This is a genomic window from Stenotrophomonas sp., assembly GCF_059505245.1.
The window spans coordinates 57,278-76,746 of sequence record NZ_JCACKF010000011.1; the positions used below are offsets into that span (position 1 = coordinate 57,278).

Below are 19,469 nucleotides of genomic sequence, written 5' to 3' on the forward strand. Positions count from 1 at the left end.
ACACAGACATGTCCGTCACAACATCGTGCCTGCGCGACCAAAGTGCTAGCCGGCGACGCGTCGCATCACCGCTTCCAATGGGCCCCGCGCGAACCGCCAGGACCACAGCCACGCTGCGCCCGTGGCCAGCATCAGGAACAACAATGCCCACAGCAGCACGGCCGGCAGCGACGCACTGCCATCGAGCAGGCCCAGGCCTTCCAGCGTGCCCATGCCCAGCAGGATGTGGCCGACGTACAGGGTCAGGGTCATGCGCCCGGCCGCGGTGAACGGTTCCAGCCAGTCACCCGGTCGCACACGCGTCAGCCACAGGCAGGCGGCAATGACACTGCAGGCCGCGCCCGCACCCGTGAGTACGTAGGCCGGTCCCGGTGGCATCGGCTGCGTTCCCAGCCACGCCTGCCAGGGCGTTCCCTGCGCAAGCTGCTGCACGCCATGTCCAGCCACCATCAGCATCAGGCCCAGCACCAGCAGCGCGCGCTGGACCCGCGGTTGCGACAGTTGCAGCCGCGCCAGCAGCATGCCCAGCAGGAAGAAGCACAGCCACGGCAGCAGTGGATGGAACCCATTGAACAGCAGGTTGCGGGCCGCGCCCGGCCATTGCCACAGACCGGCGTATTCCAGCGTCTGCCAGTTCCATCCCTGGCTGTAGTCCCAGTGCAGCAACGCCCAGAACGAACAGGCCGCGATCCCCACGATACTGGCCAGCAACACCCGCGGCGAGGCCCGGAGCCACAGCACGGCCAGCGCGAAATACACCGCGTAGTAATGCAGGATATCGGCCGGGAACAGGGTCAGGTTGAGCAGGCCCAGCACCAGCAGGAACAGCGCGCGCCGCCAGGTCTGCACACTGGCCGGCCACCAACCCTGCCGCTGCGTGCCCAGTACCAGGCCCAACCCTGCCAGCGTAACGAACGTCGCCGAAGCCTTGCCTTCCAGAAAGTGGAAGACGCCTGCCAACCATCCGGCGCCCTCTGCTGGGACGGCCATCGCCAGGCGGAAGTTGACCAGCACCATGCCGGCCAAGGCCAGGTAACGCGCCAGATCAACGCCGTGCAGTCGCCGGTCGACGGCGCTCATGCGCGTGCGCCCAGCAGCAGCGCAAGCAGGCCGAGATCCAGCGATGCCTCATCGGTGCCCCCGGCTTCGCCCAGCCCTCGGCGCAGGGCATCGCTTTCGATGGCATCCAGAAGCACCTGTGCCTGCAGTGCCGGGGCCAGCACGGGGCGCCGACGTTCGCGCTGTGCCACCTGCTGCAGGGCTTCGGCCAGCGTCGCCTGCAATTGCCTGCGATTGGCCGCAAATGCCTCGGCCACGGCCGGATTGCGTGCGCTCTCGGCCAGCACTTCGACGGCGAGCGTTGCCCACTCCGGTTGCCGGCACAGTGCGTGGAAGTCCTGAAGGAAAACCAGCACCCGTGCGCGCTCGCCATCGGACGCGGCCAGTCGCTGCAGCAACGGTGCCAGTTCCTCGCCTTCGGCCACGGCCACCGCAAGGATGATCGCCTCCTTGCCCGGGAAGTGGTTGTAGAGATTGCCGAGGCTGACGCCGGCCGCCTGCGCGATGTCACGCATGCTGGTCTGGTGGAAGCCCTTGACGAGGAAACACTGCAGGGCGGCCTGCAGGATCTGCGCGATGCGTTGCTCGTTGCGGTCAGTCCGGTTCATGCCACAAATAGTGAACGAACGTTCGTCCATTTTTAAGGGCGCGCGGATCCGCTAGCAGGGCGCCGTTCAGCCCTGCCCTACGCTGCCCTGTGCGGTTTCAGAAGAACTCGTCGAGAAGACGGTAGAACGCCAGCCGCCGTTCGTCGGGCACAACGCCATAGCGCCGGAACAGCGGCGCGACCCAACGCGTGTCGCCGAAGTTGTGGACCAGGCTGCGCGCGGCGAGCGCCAGATCCTGGTAGCGATCGGCCACACCCAGCCGGCCACAGTCGATGAAGCCGCTGAAACGGCCTTCGGCTGCCAAAAGGTTCGGCAGGCAGGCGTCGCCGTGGCTGACCACCAGATCCTCGTGATCGGGCCGGGTGGCGCGCAGTTCGGCGAACACCTGCTGTGCGCTCTGCCCCAGGCGCTCGTCATCGAAGTCATCGGCGTCGACCAGGCCCGCCTCGACCCGTGCCTGCGCGGCCTGCAGGCGCGAGGCCAGCCGCTGGTCGAACGGACAGGCCGCCACCGGTATGGCATGCAGGCCCCGCAGCGCATCGGCCAGCAGTTCCACCAGGCGCTGGGGCGGAAGCTCAGGCGACGAAGCCAGGTCGCGGCCGGGCAGCGCGCTCATCAGCAACCAGCGCCGGCCCGCTTCTTCGGCGGTGGCAATCACTGCAGGCGCCGGCTGCCCCTGGCCCTGCAGCCAGCGCAGGCGCGCGATCTCATCGCCCAGCTCACTGAAGGCATCGATCACTTCCGATTTCAGGAAGGCATCAGCCTGTCCCGGGCGATGCACACGGGCGACGTCTGCGCGCGATACGCCGATCGACTGTCGCTCGATGCGCGCATCGGCCAATGTTTCCCGCCACGCCCACGGCAGCGGCATGCCGTCAGTGAAGGGATCGGGTGCTTCCATGCGGGGATGTTCCTGTTGCCGGTGACCCACGGATTCTCGCTCATCCTGCACGGACCCCGGCCAACAGCAGCGCGGAAAGGTACATGCCTGCGCCGAACACGCTGTGTGCCACCAGGCTGCGCAGCCGCGCCTTGCCAGGCGCCGGGGTCTTCGAAGCGGCAATGCCGGCGCCCATGCCCGGCTGCAGGATGAAGAACGGCGCGGCAACGCTGAGAATGCCGAAGGCCAGCGCCGGCCACAGGGTCGGTGCCTGCACCCAACCGTTCCCGACCACGGCCAGCAACAACACGGCGAAGACCACACCGATCACGTAATGCGCGGTCCACCCCAGCGCGCGCTCGCCGGCCACCGGCAGCGAACGACCAATGCCATCATGGCGGAAGCGCCCACGCCGCAGGTGGCCGAGCCAGCGGCCGACCATCGCAAAATCCAGCGACGGAATGCCGAGCAGCCTGCGCTGCAGCAACGCCCACAGATCCATCAGCGCGGTCGCGCCCACGCCGATCGCTACCGCATCGATCACCAATGTCGTCGCCCAGCCACTCATTCCGCTTACCTTCAATTATTTGCTTGAATGATGGAGCGATGCTAGCGTGCCCGGCATGAACGCTGCAACCGAGCTGCCGCCGTCCCCGCTGGAAGCGCTGGCCGAGATCGCCCGCACCCTGGGCCACCCGCACCGCCTGGCCTTGCTGGAGCACATCGCCCAGGGCGAGCGTGCGGTCGAGCGCCTGGCCGAACTGAGCGGCCTGTCGGTGGCCAATACCTCCCAGCACCTGCAGCAGCTGCGTCGTGCCGGCCTGGTGCAGACCCGCCGTGACGGCAAGCGCATCCTCTACCGCAGCGCTGACGGCCCACTGGCCAACCTGCTGGCCGCGCTGCGCGACTATGCCGACCACCAGCGCAGCGAAATGCAGGGCGTCCTCACCGACAGCCTGCAGCGCCGCGATGCACTGGAAGGGCTGACCGTCGAGCAGCTGCTGGAGCAACGCGACAGCGTGGTACTGCTGGACGTGCGGCCGCGCGAGGAATTCGATCTGGGCCACCTGCCCGGCGCGCTGAACATTCCCGCTACGGAACTGCACGCGCGGATGGACGAACTGCCGCGCGCCGTCCACATTGTCGCGTACTGCCGCGGGCCCTACTGCGTGCTGTCCAACGATGCAGTGATGATGCTGCGCGAAGCCGGCCTCAGCGCGCAGCGACTGGCCGCCGGCTATCCCGAATGGAAGGCCGCAGGCCTGCAGGTTGAACTGCCCCGACACTGAGCGAACCGTTTGTCATGGATGATGCGATTTCCCCGTTGATCGATGCTGCCTGGCTGCGCGTGTTCGCCGGCCAGCGCACGTTGCAGCAGGGGCCGCAGCTGCACCTGGCGTGCAGCGATGATGTCGATGAGGGTGAGGACGGCATGCTGTTACAGCCGGTCGCGGGCCCCGCCCGAGCGCTGTTGCGTCCTGCCCTGGCCGCTCGCCTGCAACTGCGTGCGCAACCGCACTGGACACTGGCGCAGCTGCAACAGCGCTTGCAGCAGCTCGGCCAGCATACGCACGGCGCGGATCGTGTCTTCTATTTCCCCACCGCAACACTCGCCGCCCTCGCCGAACACCCTGCCCCACCGCATATCCGCCGCCTCGGCGCGACCGACGCGGCAGCGTTCAACGCGTTCCAGGCCACGGCCAGCGAGGACGATCTCGATGCCGCTTGGGTCGAGCTGGATCACTGGCAGGTGTTCGGTGCCTTCGACGGCGAGCGCCTGGTCGCTGCGGGAAGCATGTACCCCTGGAGCCTGGATCCAGCCTTCGCCGATATGGGCGTACTGACCCTGCCCGAGGCCCGCGGTCGCGGTCACGCGCGACAGCTGGTACACGCCATGGCCGTGTCCGCGCGGGCGTCCGGGCTGCAGCCGCAATACCGTTGCCAGCTCGACAACACCGCCTCGATCATCACCGCCGGACGCAGCGGCCTGCGCGCGTTCGCCGATTGGGACACCATTCTGGCGGCCGACTGAGGCCGCCGCAGCACAACAAGGATGCCACATGAAATTGATGGTCATCGGCGCCAGCAGGGGCCTCGGTCGAGCGTTCGTCGAAGGCCTGTGCAGTGCGGGCGACACCGTCATCGGCGTTTCGCGCAGCCGCCCGCACGACCTCGAATGCCCCGAGGGCGTCACCCTGCAGTGGATCGAAGCGGATCTGTCCCAGCCCACCCTTGCTGCCAATCACATCGCAGCGCAGGCGCCGGCCGATCTGGATGTGCTCATCCACAACCTGGGCATCTGGGAAGAGACGGCCTTCAGCGACGAGTACGCCTTCCTCGACGAAAGCGATGCCGCGCTTGCCCAGCTCGTCGACGTCAACATCACCGCGACGCTGGTGCTGCTGCGGCGCCTGCTGCCGAGGGTACTGGGCGCAGCACGCCCACAGCTGGTGCTGACCGGCTCGACCTCGGCGCTGCCGCGCAGCGGCCGCCCGGAAGTGGCGTTCGGCGCATCCAAGTTCGCGCTCAACGGCATCGCCGATGCGCTGCGCGAAGGTTTCCGGGATCGGCGCCTGGCGGTAACCAGCCTGCAGCTGGGCTACCTCAACACCGACGATGCACTGTCAGTGCCGGTAGCGGACGCCGCAGCGCGCGGCGACGGCGCACTGGTGCCGGTCCATGATGTCGTGGCGATGGTACGCGCCCTGCTGCAGCTGTCACCGTCCTCCTTCGTGCGCGAACTGGTGCTGCCCGCCATCGCCGACCCGCGCTACTGACCGCAGGGACCTTGGCCTGGCCCTTGGTGGCCGCACAGGCGCCTGTGGTTTACCCTGCTCGTCACTGGCCGTCGGTCACAGGCGGGAACCTGCTATGGATGCGCTTTCACGGGTCTCGGCCCAGGTCCTGGACAGCGCCCTGCCCAGCCTGCCGCTGTACCTGCTGCAGGCCACGGCGGTGATCGGCATGATCGGCGTGCTGCTGATCGCCACCCGTCGCGCCGGGCACGCCATTGAAGGACGGCGCCTGTATGTCGGCGTAGCGCTGGGCCTGATCTACCTGTTCAATTCCTGGTTCGTGGCCCGTTACACCCAGGGAGTGGTCAAGCTGCACCTCGGCTTCGACATCCTGCTGGTCAGTGGCCTGCTCGGTGGCTGGCGCGGCGGCTTGGCCTGCCTGGCCGCCGCCCTGCTCGCCCGCTACCAGTTCGTCGGCACCCAGTTCTTCCTGCCTGCCAGCCTCGAGGCCGTGTTGCAGATGGTGGCCGGCGTCTGGCTGCGCAGGCGCCTGCACCCGCGCATGCTCAACGAACTCTCGCCACGCATGATCCTGCAGGCGTGGTCCGTGCGTATCGGGATGACCGCTCTGGGCCTGGCGCTGGGTGTGGCGATCATTGGGGCCGATCAACTACCGGTGGCCGAACTGGCGATCCAGCGTGTGCTGGCACTGCCGGTCTCGCTGCTGGTACTCGGCGCAGTGTTCGCGCTGGTCTACAACGATGCCCAGATCGATGCGCAGCGCCAGCGCGAACAGGCGTGGCTGCGCATCGATCCGATCAGCGGCCTGCCCAACATGCGTGCGCTCGGTGAACGCCTGCAGCGGTACTGGCGCGACAACGACGGCATCGGCAAGGCCTGCCTGATCGTGGCCGAGATGGGCAACCTGCGCGATCTGCGCCTGCGCTACGGGCCATTGCAGGACAACGGCCTGTGGCAGCGCGATACACCGGCCGACGTCCACCGGTTGCTGCCATCGCTGGCGGTGGACGACGTGGAGGTCTACCAGTTCGGTGATGCCGCGCTGGCGATCCTGGTGCGCGGCATGACCTTGTCCGAACTGCGCATACAACCGCAGATCACCGAGCTGGCCAGCAACCTGGCCGATCGGGTCGGCCGCGATTGGCCTGGCTTCCGGCCACTGTTCCGTTGTGCGGTGGTTGAATTGAAGCCCCCCGTTGATGCCGACGAAGGACATCTTCCGTTCCGCGCGATCACCGTGGCACTGAGCGCGATCGAATCCGGCGTCGTGTTCTTCGACGACCCGATCCAGCGCGACGGCGAGATCGACGCCCTGATCGAATTCGCCCTCGAACGCTGGCTGCAGCAGGGCGACGCACCGCTGTGCTACCAGCCCAAGCATCGCCTGCAGGACCGCCAGCTGGTCGGCGCCGAAGCGCTGCTGCGCATGCGCGATGGCGAAGGCCGGCCGATTGCACCGATGCGGGTGATCTCGCTGCTGCGCCGGCAGGGCCGGCTGGCAGACCTGGAATGGGCCACGCTGCAGTCGGCGGTGCACTTCCTGCAGCACTGCCGGCAGGACGGCGCGGCGCTGACCATCGCAGTCAATGTGTCAGCCGAATCCCTGCGCCTGCCCGACTTCGGCCTGCGCCTGCAGGAACTGCTGCAGCTGCACGACATCCCCGGCGCGATGCTGCGGCTGGAAATCGTCGAGTGGACCGAGATCGTCGAGCGTGACCTGGTCGATGCCAACATCGCACAGCTGCTGGCGGCCGGAGTCACCCTGTCGCTGGATGATTTCGGCGCGGGCTATTCGACCCTGATCCTGCTTTCGCAGCTGGCCATCGCCGAGGTCAAGATCGAGCAGGCGTTGATCGCCACGCTGTCCGACGCCAAGTCGCAGTCGATCGTTCGCTTCATCGTCGAAGTCGCGCACCGCTGCGGCGCGATCGTGGTGGCCGAGGGGACCGAAACCCTGGCGCAGGAACAGCACCTGCGCGCGCTGGGCGTGGATGTCGGCCAGGGCTATCTGTACTCGGCCGCACTGCCGGCCGACGAGTTCCGTCGCTTCGCCGCCAGCTAGACCGCGTAGAAACCCAGGAACATGGCCACCGCCGATTCGGCGACGCGTGCGCGTTCCTGCGCGGTCAATGGTGGCTGCCCCATCGTCACCTGCGGCCAGAACGCGAAGCTCTTCACCAGCCCATGCAGCTGGTGGCCGGCGAATTCCGGATCAACCTCTCGCAACCGGCCATCGGCGATCGCTGCGCGGATCCACGCACTCTCGCCACTTTCCTTCTCGCCCATGCGGCAGACGATGGCCTGCGCCCGCTCCGGTGAGTGGATGACCTCGGCCATCGCCACCCGTGCCAGGTCGATGAAGTTGGCATCGCTGAGCAGTTCCAGCTTCTGGCCCAGCAACTGCAGCAGCTGCGCCTGCAACGGCTGGTCCGCGCGATACGGCAGTGCGTCGCTGGCCACGCTGCGTTCCCACAGCTCCTCCAGGATCATCGAAAACAGCGCTTCCTTGCTCGGGAAGTGGTTGTAGACGGTGCGCTTGGAGACCCCGGCCACCTCGGCGATGCGGTCCATGCTGGTCGCCTCGTAACCCGATGCACGGAACTCCTCCACCGCCGCGCGCACGATGGCCTCGCGTTTGCGGTCGGTCAGGCGTTGTGGGGCACGGGGCATGGCGGAGACCGGATAGCTGAACGGACGCCACCATTTTACACCCAGTAGTGTACTTTTGAAAAATGCGAAACTACACTGTGCAGTGTACCCAGCGGACGTCACCCATGAAGCGCCTGCTCCTTGTCCTCCTGCTTGGAATCCTCGCCGTGACCGCCTACACCTTCTGCAAGTCCTGGTCCCTCCCCGACTTCCCCGATTCGCCGCAGTACCGCGACGGCAAGTTCCGCAATGCCCTGCCCCGTCCGGCGATGGGCCTGCGCGACGGTGCGGAGATCTGGTGGACGTTCCTGTTCAACAAGCCCAAGGGGACCGTGCCCGCCCACCCGATTCCGGTGCAGCCGCTGGACCGCGCCTCCCTGGATGCTGCGCCGGATCGCAGCCTGTTCCGGCTTGGGCACTCCACGATCCTGCTGAAGCTGCGTGGCCAGTACTGGCTGACCGACCCGGTGTTCTCCGAGCGCGCCTCACCGGTGCAGTGGATGGGGCCGGCGCGCTTCCACGCACCGCCGATCAGCATCGACGAACTGCCGCCCATCGCCGGCGTGATCCTCTCGCACAACCACTATGACCATCTCGACCATGCCGCGGTAATGCAGCTTGCCGGCAAGACCGCGCGCTTCATCGCACCGCTCGGCGTCGGCGACCAGCTGATTGCATGGGGTGTGGACGCCAGCAAGGTGGAACAGCTGGACTGGTGGCAGTCGACTGAAGCCAGTGGCCTGCGCTTGACCGCGACCCCGGGCCAGCACTTCTCCGGCCGCGGGCTGGGTGACAGCGACCGCAGCCTGTGGGCGTCATGGGTGATCCAGGACGGCGACTTCCGCATCTTCTTCAGCGGCGACACCGGCTACTTCGATGGCTTCAAGACCATCGGCGAGAAGTACGGACCGTTCGACCTGACCATGATCGAGACCGGTGCCTATGATCCGCGCTGGGCGTTCGTGCACATGCAGCCGGAACAGACCCTGCAGGCGCACCTGGACCTGCGCGGCAAGTGGCTGCTGCCGATCCACAACGGCACCTTCGACCTGGCCCTGCACGCATGGCAGCAACCGTTCGAGCGCATCACGGCATTGGCGGCCGCGAAGAACGTGCCGGTGGCCACGCCGATGATGGGCGAAGCACTGGACATGCAGGCGCCGCAGGCGGGTACGCGATGGTGGGAGACGGTGGAGCTGTAGCGTGCGGTGCGCTTGACCTGCCGGAAACCATGTAGAGCCGAGCCATGCTCGGCTGCGTCGACCACAGAAGCGGCCTGCGGCGCTGCAGTGCGTCATGTAACCGATTACATCCCTTGCTAGCGTAGCGCTCGCCCGATTCCGGTCGAACCTGCGAGGCAGTCTGTAATGACGTTGCGCGCCGAACGCTCCAAGGTCTCCCGCTCAGCTATCCCATGGCGATCTGCCGCCGCCCTGCTGTTGGCCGCCCTGGCCTCCAGCGCACAGGCACAGACCCTCCCCCCGCGCAACCAATGGCAGGCCAGCAGTTCCTCGCAGCAGGTACCGGCGATGGCGATCGGCCACCTGATCGACGGCGACCCGAAGACCGTGACCGGCGGCGCCTTCAGTCCGGGCCACTGGTTCCAGATCGATCTGGGCGCGCCCACCCTGCTGGCCGGTGCGCGCCTTACCTGGGATGTCTCCAACCCGGAAGGCTATTCACTGCAGACCTCGCTGGACGGCACGCAGTGGCAGACCGCGTACACGATGGCCGATTCGCTGGGCGACGTGGAAACGCTGTACTTCGCGCCGCGGCAGGCACGCTACCTGCGGCTGGCCAGCCCGCAGCGCACCTCCGATTGGGGCGTGTCGATCTTCGAGATGGAGCCACTGGACAGCACGCTCAGCGCACGCATCAGCGGTATCGATGCAACGCAGGCAGCGGCGCTCTGGCAAGGGGGCGGCACCGTCGCGATGCCGGCCGGGGCAAATGGATCCCATACGTTCGAGATCACGCTGCCGCGGGCCCAATCAACGGCTGGCCTGGTCGTCGACTGGGCCGATGGCGCGCGCGGCGCCGCGCGACTGCAGGTGCAGGATGCACAGGTCCGTTGGCAGGACCTCGCACACGATGCACAAGCGGCCAATCATCGACAAAGCTGGCTGGCCGCCACTGCAGCACAACCCTTACGTACATTCCGCCTGAGCGTGGACGGCGCTGCACCGCAGATCGCGCGCCTGCGCCTGCTCGGCCCGAAGGCCGTGATGACGCCGATGAAGCGCTACCAGATCGCCGCCAGCGGTGCGCAGCGCGCGTTGTTCCCGGCGTCGTTGCAGATGCAGCAGACCTATTGGACCGCAGTGGGCGTGCATGCGGGCCGGCAGAAGTCGATCTTCGACGAATACGGCAATCTGGAAGCCTTCAAGGGCGCGCCGTTGGTGCAGCCGATCTGGCGAAGTGCTGACGGCCGCGCCGCTGGCGCGGCAGGACAGCCGATACAGCACGCGCTGCGGGATGGCTGGAAGCCGATGCCCTCCGCTACGTGGTCACCGCAGCCCGGGCTGGAGTTGCGCAGCGAGGTATTCGCCATCGAGCGCAACGGCCAGCCGGTAACGTTCCTGCGCCATCGCCTGCACAACACCGGAAAAACCCGGATCGACGGCACGCTCAGCCTGGTCGTGCGCCCGATGCAGATGAACCCGCCATGGCAGAACGGCGGGCTGTCGCCGATCCGCGATGTGGCCATCGACAGGCAATCCGTGCGCATCAATGGGCGCACGCTGCTGCACTCGCTCACGCCTGTGGCTGCGTCCGGCGCGGCGCCGTTCGGCAGGGATGGCGCAACGGAAATCACCGCGGACATCGCTGCCGGCCAACTGCCTTCCGCGCAACAGGCGCATGATGACCAGGGTCTTGCCTCGGCTGCGTTGGACTACCGCGTCTCGTTGGCGCCGGGAACCAGCGATGCCATCGTGGTCGCGTTCCCGTTGGGCACCACCGCCGCCGATGCCCATGGCGTGCTGCCCGAAGCGCCTGCGCTGGATCTGGCCACGCTTCCCCGCGATGCCAATGCGGCGTTCGATTCACTGGCCACGCAGGCGTCCGCGGACTGGCAGGCACGGCTGGGCCAGGTCGGCCTGCGCCTGCCCGACCCATCACTGGTGGACATGCTGCGCGCGCAGGCCGCCTACATGCTGATCAACCAGACCGGCCCGGCGATGCAGCCCGGCCCGCGCAACTACAACCGCTCCTTCATCCGCGACGGCATGGCCACCTCGGCCGTGCTGCTGCGCATGGGCGAGGCCAAGGTCGCGCGCGACTACCTGGCCTGGTACAGCGAACACGGCGTACATGCCAACGGCCTGGTCTCGCCGATCCTCAATGACGATGGCAGCGTCAACACCGGCTTCGGTTCGGACATCGAGTACGACAGCCAGGGCCAGTACGTGGCGCTGGTCGCCGACGTTGCACGGCTGGATGGCGGACCCGAGTCGGTGCGTGACTACCTGCCGAAGGTGAAGGCCGCGCTGCACTTCCTGCAGGAACTGCGCGAGCGCACGCTGGTGCCCGGTTACAAGGCTGACCAGCCTGCCCCGGAACGCTTTGCGGGCATCCTTGCACCATCGATCAGCCATGAGGGCTATCCATCACCCACCCACAGCTATTGGGATGACTACTGGGGCCTGAAGGGGTGGCACGACGGCGCGTGGCTGGCCGAGGCGCTGGGCGACCACGAAACCGCCCGTTGGGCGCGCGAGCAGTACAAAGCGCTGTACGACGCATTGCGTGCCTCGATCCGCGCAACGATGGCGTGGAAGGGCATCGACTTCATTCCGTCATCGGCCGATCTTGGCGATGGTGACCCCACGGGCGTGTCGATCGCCCTGGACCCGACCGGCGCGCAGAGCGTGTTGCCGGCAGATGCGTTGCGGACCACCTTCGCCCGCTACCTGGAAGACGTGCGCAAGCGCAGCCAGCCCGGTGCGCTGTATGCCTACACGCCGTACGAGATCCGCAACGTGCTGAGCTATGTGCACCTGGGCCAGCCAGACGTGGCTGACGAGCTGCTGCAGGGCCTGCTTCATGACCGGCGCCCGCTTGAATGGCAGGTGCTGGCCGAAGTAGTGCATTCACGGCTGCGCTTCCCGCGCTACCTCGGCGACATGCCGCATACCTGGATCGGCGCCGAATACGGCCGCACCCTGTTCGGCATGCTGATGCGCGAAGACGATGATGCGCTCTCGCTGCTGCCGGGCACACCGCCCTCGTGGGTGGCGGGGGATGGATTGGCGGTGGAACGCCTGCCGACGGCGTATGGCACATTGCAGATGCAGGCGCGGCAGCGCGACGGGGTGCTGACGGTGGGGCTTGGCAAAGGGCTGCGCGGCGGAACGGCGGTGAAGATCTGGTGGCCGGCGCGCACGATGCCGAAGACGGTGCGTGTGGACGGACGCAGCATTTCCGACTTCGACGCCGAGGGCGTGCGCCTGGCGAAACCGTTCAGAACGCTGGAGGCGCATTGGTAAAGCAGCCGAGCATAGCTCGGCTCTACAGGAGCATCCACTCATGGCGTGGATCTACTCGCGGTGTCTGCCTTCTGTGGAGTCGAGCCATGCTCGACTCATCGCGCACCGCGCGAACTGCAGCCGAGCATGGCTCGGCTCTACAAAAGCGGAGGTCGCGCCGGGCCACGCCCGGTGTCATTGCAACGTCGGCAATCCCGGCGGGTTGGTCTGCGACTGCGGCACGGCTTCCTCGGCCACATTCCACCGTTTCAGCGCCTGCGCGTAGGTGCCACTGGCGATCTGGGTGTTCAGCGCCTGCGTCACTGCATCAGCCAGGCCGCTGCCCTTGCGCGTGGTCACCGAGATCGCCGCAGCGTTCGGCCAGCCACCGGGGAACAGGCCGACGCGCCGCACCTTACCGTCGCGTGCGGAATAGGCTCCGGTGGCGTTGGGCTCGAACGACACATCGGCACGGCCGGTGATCACCGCCAGCCGCCCGACCACGGCGTCATCGAAGTACTGGTACTCCACCGGTTTCAATCCCGCCGCGATGTTCTGCTGGTCCCACTGCCGCAGGATCTGGTCCTGGTTGGTGCTGGCACCCACCACCACCTTCAGCCCGGCCACATCGGCCGGCTTCTCGATCTTCTGGATCGGCCCGTCTGCGCGCGTGTAGATGCCCAGCAGGTCGAAACGGTAGCTGGAGAAATCGAACTTCTTCTTGCGCTCTTCGGTAACCGTCACGTTCGACAGCACCGCATCGTACTTGCCTGATTCCAGACCCAGCGGCCAGTCGGCCCAGGCCACCGGCACGATCACCAGCTTCAGGCCCAGCGCATCGGCGATCAGGCGCGCGATGTCGGGCTCGATGCCCACAACGTCCTTGCTGTCGGCCCCGTAGTCGGCCAGCGGCAGCTGCCCTGGATGGGTGGCCACGGTGAACGACCCGGGCGTGACGAAGCGATACCCCTTGGGGATCAATGACTGCGCCTCTGGATCGAACGTGCCTTTCAACACCGCCGTGTTCGCACCGGCCAGGCTGGTCGCGGCCACGGTGCCGGCATCCGGTGCCTGCCGCACGCGCGAATAGACGATACCGGTGATGCCGATGACCAACACGCCCACGATCAACAGGGTGCTGCGTGAGGGACGACGCGGTGCTGCAGGGCTCATGGTGTTCCCTTCTCGGTTACAGGGTCTTGGCCAGGAAATCGGCGGTGCGCTGCTGGCGCGGGCGTTCGAACAGCACCTCGGGCGTGCCCTGCTCGATCACCCGGCCCTGGTCCATCATCACCACGTGGTCGGCTACGCGGCGGGCGAAGCTCAGCTCATGGGTGACGATCACCAGCGTGGTGCCGGAGCGGGCCAGCTCCTCGATCACGCTCAGCACCTCGGCTACCAGCTCCGGGTCCAGCGCCGAGGTCGGTTCATCGAACAACAGCACCTTCGGCTGCAGGGCCAGCGCGCGGGCAATTGCGATGCGCTGCTGCTGGCCACCGGACAGCTGGCGCGGGAAGGCATCGGCCTTGTCGGCCAGGCCGACCCGTTCCAGCAGCGTGCGCGCCTGCTGCTCGGCCTGCGCGCGCGGCACGCCACGCACCGCGATCGGTGCCTCGATGATGTTCTCCAGCGCGGTCAGGTGCGGGAACAGGTTGAAGCCCTGGAACACCATGCCCACTTCCGCACGGCGGCGTCGGATCTCGCGCTCGGGCAGCTCGTACAGGGTGTCGCCCTCGCGGCGGTAGCCGATCAGCTGGCCGCCGACAGTCACGTAACCGCCGTCGGCGCGTTCCAGGTGGTTGATCAGCCGCAGCAGCGTGGACTTGCCCGCGCCCGAAGGGCCGATCAGCACGGTCACGCTGCCGGCGCGCAGGTCCAGGTTCACGTCTTCCAGCACCGGCTGGTCGCCAAACACCTTGCCTACGCCATGCAGCGACACCGCCGCGCCCTCGCCCGCTTCAACCTGGGTGGCGATACGCGGGCGGCTGGCCACGCGCGGTGCGGCTTCGCTCTGCACACGCGGGGGCGATGACACCCGCGACACCGAGCGCTCGCGCTGCAGCTGGCCGCGCGCGAAGCGCTGCTCCACGCGCCGCTGCAACAGAGACAGCACGGTCAGGATCACCAGGTACCAGACCGTGGCCACCATCAGCAGCGGTACCACCTCCAGATTGCGGCGGTAGATCACCTGCACGGTGTAGAACAGCTCCGGCAGCGCCAGCACGTAGACCACCGAGGTGCTCTTGGCCAGGCCGATCACATCGTTGAACGCGGCCGGCAGGATCGAACGCATCGCCTGCGGCAGGATGATGCGGCGCACCTGGCGGCTACGCGGCAGGCCAAGTGCCGCTGCCGCCTCGTACTGGCCATGGTCGACCGAGAGGATGCCACCGCGGATCACTTCGGCCGAGAACGCGGCCTGATTCAAGGTGAGGCCCAGCACTGCGGCGGTGAACACGCCGATCAGCTGCGTGGTCGGGTACGAGAACAGGCTGATGCCGGTGAACGGCACGCCCAGTTCGATGGTGCTGTACAGGTAGCCCAGGTTGTTCAGCAGCAGCAACAGCACCAGCAGCGGGATCGAACGGAACAGCCATACATAGCCCCACGACACCGCCGACAGCAGCGGCGAGCCGGACACGCGGGCCAACGCCAGCAAGGTGCCCAGCGCGAAACCGAGGCCAGTACCGAGTGCGGTCAGCAGCAGCGTGCGACCCAGGCCTTCCAGCACCGGGCGCGCGAAGAACCACTCGGCGAACGTGCCCCAGCCCCAGCGCGGATTGCCCAGCACCGATTGCAGCCCGATCAGGATCAACGCCAACGCCAGAAGGGTTCCGACCACCTGCAGCGGATGCCGGGCCGGCACGATCTTCAACGCCGGTGCTGGCGCGGGGGGTGCGGCAATGCCATCCAGCGCAGTCGAAGGCGTGCTCATGCGTGGGCTCCGTGCAGCATGGCCTGTGATGGCACAACGACCGGCGCCGATACGCTCAGGTGCTTCTCGAACGGCATATGCGCGATGGTTTCCGGGTCGGCCTGCAGGTCGAACAGCGCGGTGTAGCCGTGGCTGAGGTACAGGCCGACGGCTTCAGGCTGGCGGAAGCCGGTGGTCAGGAACACCCGCCGATACCCTTGCCGCGCCGCCTGGTCTTCCAGTTCCTGAAGCACGCGACGCGCGATGCCCTGCCGGCGCAGCCCGGGCAGCGTCCAGATGCGCTTGAATTCGGCGGTGTCCGGATCGCGGTGCGGCATGAAGGCGCCGCCGGAGATCGCCACACCATCGCGCAGCAGCAGCACGAACGCGCCTACCGGCGCCGCGAAGGCCTGCGCCGGATAGCGTTGCAGCTCCTCGCGGGCGCTGCCGCCGATGCGTCGGCGCACGTCGGCATAGCGGCTGTCGTACTCCTGTTCCAGGCCATCGAAAAGCGGCCGCGCCAATGGATCATCCACCGAGGTATAGAGGAAGCGTTCGTTGTTGCTCATGCCACGTCCTTCACCAGATAGTCTTCGGCCAGCCGCGCCCACAGGCTGGCAGCGGGTGCAATGGCGGCGTCGTTGAACACATAGCGCGGGCTGTGCAACGGTGCGCTGTCGCCGTTGCCGACGAACACGAAACTCCCGGGCCGTGCCTGCAACAGGAAAGCGAAGTCCTCGCTGGCGGTGCGCGGCGCGAACTCCGGCACCACCTGTTCGTGGCCGAAGCCCTGTATGGCCACGTCGCGGATGTAGGCAGTCTGCTGCGGGTGGTTGATCACGCTGGGGAAGCCACGCGGGAACTCGATTTCGGCGCGTGCCCCGAAAGCGGCAGCGGTCTGCTCGGCAATCCCGGTCACCCGGCGGCGCAGCGTGTCGCGCACCTCGGGCAGGTAGGCGCGCACGGTCAGCTTCAGCTCGACCACGTCGGGAATCACATTGGCGGCCTGTCCACCGTGGATCGAACCGACGGTGACCACGCCCATCTGCCGCGGGTCGACATTGCGCGACACCACACTCTGCAATGCAGTGATGATGTGCGCGGCGACCAGGATCGGATCCACGCTGCCCTGCGGCTCGGCACCGTGGCCGCCCTTGCCGATCACCTTCAGCCGCGCCCAGTCGACCGACGCCATCGCCGGGCCGTCGACGAAGCCGAAGTGGCCGACCGGTACGCCGGGCCAGTTGTGCAGCCCATAGATCGCATCCACCGGGAAGCGCTCGAACAGGCCGTCGGCAATCATCTTCGATGCACCCGAGCCGGTTTCCTCGGCTGGCTGGAACACCAGCTGCAAGGTGCCGTCGATAGTGCCGTGATGGGCGAGGTAATGCGCGGCGGACAACAGGATGGCGGTGTGACCATCATGGCCGCAGGCATGCATCAGGCCGTCGGTCTGGCTGGCGTAGGCCAGCCCCGAATCTTCGTGGATCGGCAAGGCATCGATGTCCGCACGCAGCCCCAGCCGACGGCCCCCCTGCCCACGCTGCAATGTGCCGACCACGCCGGTGCCGCCGAGACCGGTGGTCACCTCATAGCCCCACTGCTGCAGCAACTCGGCCACACGGGCGCTGGTGCGGTGCTCCTCGAAGGCCAGCTCCGGGTGGCGGTGCAGGTCATGGCGGATCGCGATGGTGGCCTCGGCGCGTGCCGCGATCTCGGGCAATATGCCCGTCGATTGGGAATCCCGCCGGACATGGCCCGGTGCTGCCGCAGTTTCTCCGCTCATTGCCCTACCCCGCCTTCCGCGCCGGCTCGGCATCGGTCGAATGGCGGCTGGCCTTGTACGGCAGGCCCAGATGTTCGCGCAGGGTCTGCCCCTCCAGCTCGCGCTGGTGGTAGCCGCGCGCCTGCAGGATCGGCAGCACCTGGGTCACGAAATCGTCCAGGCCTTCGCGCTGCGCCGCAAAACCGAGGATGAAGCCGTCGCTGGCACCGGCATCGAACCAGCGGATCAGCTCATCGGCCACGTGCTCCGGCGTGCCGATGAAGTTCGGTCGTGGGCTCACTGCTTCCAGTGCCACCTGGCGCAGGCTCAGCCCCTTCTCCCGCGCATCCTGCTTGATGCGATCGGTGGTGGAACGGAACGAGTTGCTGCCGATCTCACCCAGGTCCGGGAAGGGAGCATCCGGATCGTACTGGCTGAAATCGTGGTGGTCGAAGAAGCGTCCCAGGTAGGCCAGTGCATCCTCCAGCGTGGCCAGTGCGGCGATCGCCTGGTACTTGGCTTCAGCCTCCTCTGCGGTACGACCAACGATGGGGCCGATGCCCGGGAAGATCTTCACGTCGTTGCCGCTGCGGCCATGCGCGATCGCCGAGTTCTTCACCTTCTGGGTGAACGCGCGGGTTTCTTCCAGCGACGGCGAATGGGTGAACACCGCATCGGCGTACTTGCCGGCCAGCGCGATGCCATCGTCGGACGAACCGGCCTGGAAGATCACCGGCTGGCCCTGTGGCGAACGCTGGATGTTGAGCGGGCCTTCCACCTGGAAGAAGCGGCCCTTGTGGTCGAGGCGGCGGAACTTTTCCGGCGCGAAGAACGTACCGCTGTCGCGCTCGCGCACGAAGGCATCGTCATCCCAGGAATCCCACAGCCCCTGCACCACCTCCAGGTACTCGTCGGCGATCTGGTAGCGCAGTGCATGCTCGGGATGTGGGCGGCCATAATTGCGACCCGAGCCCTCCAACGGCGACGTCACCACGTTCCAGCCGGCGCGGCCGCCGCTGAGCAGATCCAGCGAGGCGAACTGGCGGGCGACGGTGAATGGGTCGCTGTAGGACGTCGACAGCGTGCCGGCCAGGCCGATCTTCTTCGTGGCCGTGGCCAACGCCGACAGCAGCGAGATCGGCTCGAAGCGGTTGAGGAAATGCGGGATCGACTTCTCGTTGATGTACAGGCCATCGGCCACGAAGCCGAAGGCGATGCCATTGTCTTCGGCGGTGCGCGCGATGTCGATGTAGAACTGCAGGTTGACGCTGGCATCGGCCGGGTTGGACGGGTGCTTCCAGGCATGCATGTGGCTGCCGGGGCCCTGCAGCATGATGCCGAACGGAATGTGGCGCGGGGTCGTGCTCATGGGAAACGCTCCTGCAGGTCAGGCCACCGCCGCGCGCGGCGCGGGCGACAGCAGTTCAAGGGATGTCAGGCGTGCGTCGAGGTCGGCCACCGGCGCATCGAGGATGAACTCGCCCACGCCGAAACGCCGGTGCAGCGCATCCAGTTCGTCACGCACGTGCTGCGCATCACCGGACAGCACGCTGGGGCGCGTTTCCTCGATGCGGAAGTCGGCTACCCCCACCTGGCGCGCGTACTCGGCAGCTGCCTCGGCGCTGGGCAGGTTCACCGCCTGCCCGGGACCGAGGTGCAGCTTGTAGACGCGCAGCGCACCGATATGACGCGAAGCGGCTTCCGCAGTCGGTGCGGCGAAGGCCACCGTGGCCAGCAGCGGCGGCTGCGAGGCGACGCTGCGGTAGGCATCGAACGCGGCCTCGATGTGCTTCGGGTCACCATCGAAGTGCGCGGCGTAGACGAAGCGCCAGCCCAGTTCGGCCGCCTGCTTTGCGCTCTGTGGACTTGCGCCGAGCAGGAAACGCTCCGGCGCCTGCTGCGGAACCGGCCGCGCCAGCGCCTCGCTTTCGGCGCCGGCCAGATAACCCTCCAGGTCGCGCAGTTGCTGGTCGAAGTCGGCGAACGGCGGACGCCCGGCTGCCAGCGCGGCAGTCGAGGCCGGCAGGCCGCCGGGGGCCTTGCCCACGCCCAGATCGACGCGCCCCGGCGCCAGCGCCGCCAGCAGGTTGAAGTTCTCCGCCACCTTGTACGGCGCGTAGTGGCGCAGCATCACCCCGCCACTGCCGATGCGGATGCGCCGGGTCTGCGCCAGCACCCAGGCCGCCAGCACTTCCGGTGCAGGGCTGGCCAACGTCGGTGCGGCATGGTGCTCGGCAAACCAGTAGCGGTGATAGCCCAGCTGTTCGGCGCGCTGCGCCAGCTGCAGGCTGTTGCGCAGCGCCTGCTCCGGCGAAGCGCCCTCGGCCACCGGGCTCTTGTCCAGCACGCTGATCTGATAGCTCACGGTCGCG

Annotated in this window: 17 protein-coding genes; 6 read left to right on the forward strand and 11 right to left on the reverse strand. The window is 67.4% G+C overall.

Going from position 1 to position 19,469, the window contains the following annotated elements:
- Window positions 1-45 precede the first annotated feature (45 nt).
- From AC5JLE_RS04125 to AC5JLE_RS04140, 4 genes are all read right to left on the reverse strand, one after another.
- On the reverse strand, window positions 46-1,080 hold the full coding sequence (locus tag AC5JLE_RS04125; RefSeq protein ID WP_197561180.1) for a DUF418 domain-containing protein: 1,035 nt from the start codon (window positions 1,078-1,080) through the stop codon (window positions 46-48).
- Window positions 1,077-1,667: a TetR family transcriptional regulator gene (locus AC5JLE_RS04130; protein WP_197561181.1), complete on the reverse strand. Its 591-nt coding sequence runs from the start codon at window positions 1,665-1,667 to the stop codon at window positions 1,077-1,079. The genes AC5JLE_RS04125 and AC5JLE_RS04130 overlap by 4 nt, the downstream gene beginning before the upstream one ends.
- Window positions 1,668-1,764: 97 nt before the next feature.
- The gene (locus AC5JLE_RS04135) at window positions 1,765-2,568 is read right to left on the reverse strand and encodes an APH(3')-II family aminoglycoside O-phosphotransferase (RefSeq protein ID WP_197561182.1); all 804 of its coding nucleotides are present in this window, start codon (window positions 2,566-2,568) and stop codon (window positions 1,765-1,767) included.
- A gap of 40 nt (window positions 2,569-2,608) precedes the next feature.
- Window positions 2,609-3,115 (reverse strand): DUF2938 family protein, encoded by a 507-nt coding sequence (locus tag AC5JLE_RS04140; protein WP_197561183.1) that lies wholly within the window; start codon window positions 3,113-3,115, stop codon window positions 2,609-2,611.
- A 55-nt stretch (window positions 3,116-3,170) separates the two neighbouring features.
- Here AC5JLE_RS04140 and AC5JLE_RS04145 point away from each other — a divergent pair, with 55 nt between their 5' ends.
- The 4 genes from AC5JLE_RS04145 (at window position 3,171) to AC5JLE_RS04160 (ending at window position 7,365) form a co-directional block, all read left to right on the forward strand.
- Window positions 3,171-3,836, forward strand: coding sequence for an ArsR/SmtB family transcription factor (locus AC5JLE_RS04145; protein WP_032959997.1), 666 nt, complete (start codon window positions 3,171-3,173; stop codon window positions 3,834-3,836).
- 14 nt (window positions 3,837-3,850) lie between these two features.
- Window positions 3,851-4,579 (forward strand): GNAT family N-acetyltransferase, encoded by a 729-nt coding sequence (locus tag AC5JLE_RS04150; protein ID WP_164110578.1) that lies wholly within the window; start codon window positions 3,851-3,853, stop codon window positions 4,577-4,579.
- 28 nt (window positions 4,580-4,607) lie between these two features.
- Window positions 4,608-5,324 carry an SDR family NAD(P)-dependent oxidoreductase gene (locus AC5JLE_RS04155; protein ID WP_049406437.1) on the forward strand — a complete coding sequence of 239 codons (717 nt, stop codon included), beginning with the start codon at window positions 4,608-4,610 and terminating at the stop codon, window positions 5,322-5,324.
- A gap of 94 nt (window positions 5,325-5,418) precedes the next feature.
- Window positions 5,419-7,365, forward strand: a complete 1,947-nt coding sequence (locus AC5JLE_RS04160; protein WP_075076794.1) for an EAL domain-containing protein — start codon at window positions 5,419-5,421, stop codon at window positions 7,363-7,365.
- Here the strand turns inward: AC5JLE_RS04160 and AC5JLE_RS04165 are convergent.
- Window positions 7,362-7,973, reverse strand: coding sequence for a TetR/AcrR family transcriptional regulator (locus AC5JLE_RS04165; RefSeq protein WP_014646907.1), 612 nt, complete (start codon window positions 7,971-7,973; stop codon window positions 7,362-7,364). The two genes, AC5JLE_RS04160 and AC5JLE_RS04165, sit on opposite strands and share 4 nt — an antisense overlap.
- Window positions 7,974-8,077: 104 nt before the next feature.
- Here AC5JLE_RS04165 and AC5JLE_RS04170 point away from each other — a divergent pair, with 104 nt between their 5' ends.
- Window positions 8,078-9,154, forward strand: a complete 1,077-nt coding sequence (locus AC5JLE_RS04170; protein WP_197561184.1) for an MBL fold metallo-hydrolase — start codon at window positions 8,078-8,080, stop codon at window positions 9,152-9,154.
- Window positions 9,155-9,319: 165 nt separating this feature from the next.
- On the forward strand, window positions 9,320-12,439 hold the full coding sequence (locus tag AC5JLE_RS04175; protein ID WP_496065064.1) for a galactose-binding domain-containing protein: 3,120 nt from the start codon (window positions 9,320-9,322) through the stop codon (window positions 12,437-12,439).
- A gap of 174 nt (window positions 12,440-12,613) precedes the next feature.
- On the opposite strand, the gene AC5JLE_RS04180 is transcribed toward AC5JLE_RS04175, so the two are convergent.
- From AC5JLE_RS04180 to AC5JLE_RS04205, 6 genes are read right to left on the reverse strand one after another with little or no spacing between them, the layout of a single operon-like run.
- Complete coding sequence (locus AC5JLE_RS04180; protein WP_014646904.1) at window positions 12,614-13,591, reverse strand: ABC transporter substrate-binding protein; 978 nt, start codon at window positions 13,589-13,591, stop codon at window positions 12,614-12,616.
- 16 nt (window positions 13,592-13,607) lie between these two features.
- The gene (locus AC5JLE_RS04185; RefSeq protein ID WP_197561186.1) at window positions 13,608-15,353 is read right to left on the reverse strand and encodes an ABC transporter permease subunit; all 1,746 of its coding nucleotides are present in this window, start codon (window positions 15,351-15,353) and stop codon (window positions 13,608-13,610) included.
- Window positions 15,350-15,901 carry a GNAT family N-acetyltransferase gene (locus AC5JLE_RS04190; RefSeq protein WP_262217190.1) on the reverse strand — a complete coding sequence of 184 codons (552 nt, stop codon included), beginning with the start codon at window positions 15,899-15,901 and terminating at the stop codon, window positions 15,350-15,352. Before AC5JLE_RS04190 ends, AC5JLE_RS04185 begins: the two co-directional genes overlap by 4 nt.
- Window positions 15,898-17,118, reverse strand: coding sequence for an amidohydrolase (locus AC5JLE_RS04195; RefSeq protein ID WP_197561187.1), 1,221 nt, complete (start codon window positions 17,116-17,118; stop codon window positions 15,898-15,900). Before AC5JLE_RS04195 ends, AC5JLE_RS04190 begins: the two co-directional genes overlap by 4 nt.
- A gap of 4 nt (window positions 17,119-17,122) precedes the next feature.
- Window positions 17,123-18,466, reverse strand: coding sequence for an LLM class flavin-dependent oxidoreductase (locus AC5JLE_RS04200; protein WP_069117069.1), 1,344 nt, complete (start codon window positions 18,464-18,466; stop codon window positions 17,123-17,125).
- 18 nt (window positions 18,467-18,484) lie between these two features.
- On the reverse strand, window positions 18,485-19,462 hold the full coding sequence (locus AC5JLE_RS04205) for an MsnO8 family LLM class oxidoreductase (RefSeq protein ID WP_032960009.1): 978 nt from the start codon (window positions 19,460-19,462) through the stop codon (window positions 18,485-18,487).
- Window positions 19,463-19,469 lie beyond the last annotated feature (7 nt).

Coding starts and splice junctions, on each gene's coding strand:
- AC5JLE_RS04175 (WP_496065064.1), top strand. CDS start 9,320: ATGACGTTGCGCGCCGAACGCTCCAAGGTCTCCCGCTCAGCTATCCCA.
- AC5JLE_RS04150 (WP_164110578.1), top strand. CDS start 3,851: ATGGATGATGCGATTTCCCCGTTGATCGATGCTGCCTGGCTGCGCGTG.
- AC5JLE_RS04200 (WP_069117069.1), bottom strand. CDS start 18,466: ATGAGCACGACCCCGCGCCACATTCCGTTCGGCATCATGCTGCAGGGC.
- AC5JLE_RS04130 (WP_197561181.1), bottom strand. CDS start 1,667: ATGAACCGGACTGACCGCAACGAGCAACGCATCGCGCAGATCCTGCAG.
- AC5JLE_RS04145 (WP_032959997.1), top strand. CDS start 3,171: ATGAACGCTGCAACCGAGCTGCCGCCGTCCCCGCTGGAAGCGCTGGCC.
- AC5JLE_RS04180 (WP_014646904.1), bottom strand. CDS start 13,591: ATGAGCCCTGCAGCACCGCGTCGTCCCTCACGCAGCACCCTGTTGATC.
- AC5JLE_RS04185 (WP_197561186.1), bottom strand. CDS start 15,353: ATGAGCACGCCTTCGACTGCGCTGGATGGCATTGCCGCACCCCCCGCG.
- AC5JLE_RS04160 (WP_075076794.1), top strand. CDS start 5,419: ATGGATGCGCTTTCACGGGTCTCGGCCCAGGTCCTGGACAGCGCCCTG.
- AC5JLE_RS04155 (WP_049406437.1), top strand. CDS start 4,608: ATGAAATTGATGGTCATCGGCGCCAGCAGGGGCCTCGGTCGAGCGTTC.
- AC5JLE_RS04190 (WP_262217190.1), bottom strand. CDS start 15,901: ATGAGCAACAACGAACGCTTCCTCTATACCTCGGTGGATGATCCATTG.
- AC5JLE_RS04165 (WP_014646907.1), bottom strand. CDS start 7,973: ATGCCCCGTGCCCCACAACGCCTGACCGACCGCAAACGCGAGGCCATC.
- AC5JLE_RS04125 (WP_197561180.1), bottom strand. CDS start 1,080: ATGAGCGCCGTCGACCGGCGACTGCACGGCGTTGATCTGGCGCGTTAC.
- AC5JLE_RS04140 (WP_197561183.1), bottom strand. CDS start 3,115: ATGAGTGGCTGGGCGACGACATTGGTGATCGATGCGGTAGCGATCGGC.
- AC5JLE_RS04170 (WP_197561184.1), top strand. CDS start 8,078: ATGAAGCGCCTGCTCCTTGTCCTCCTGCTTGGAATCCTCGCCGTGACC.
- AC5JLE_RS04135 (WP_197561182.1), bottom strand. CDS start 2,568: ATGGAAGCACCCGATCCCTTCACTGACGGCATGCCGCTGCCGTGGGCG.
- AC5JLE_RS04195 (WP_197561187.1), bottom strand. CDS start 17,118: ATGAGCGGAGAAACTGCGGCAGCACCGGGCCATGTCCGGCGGGATTCC.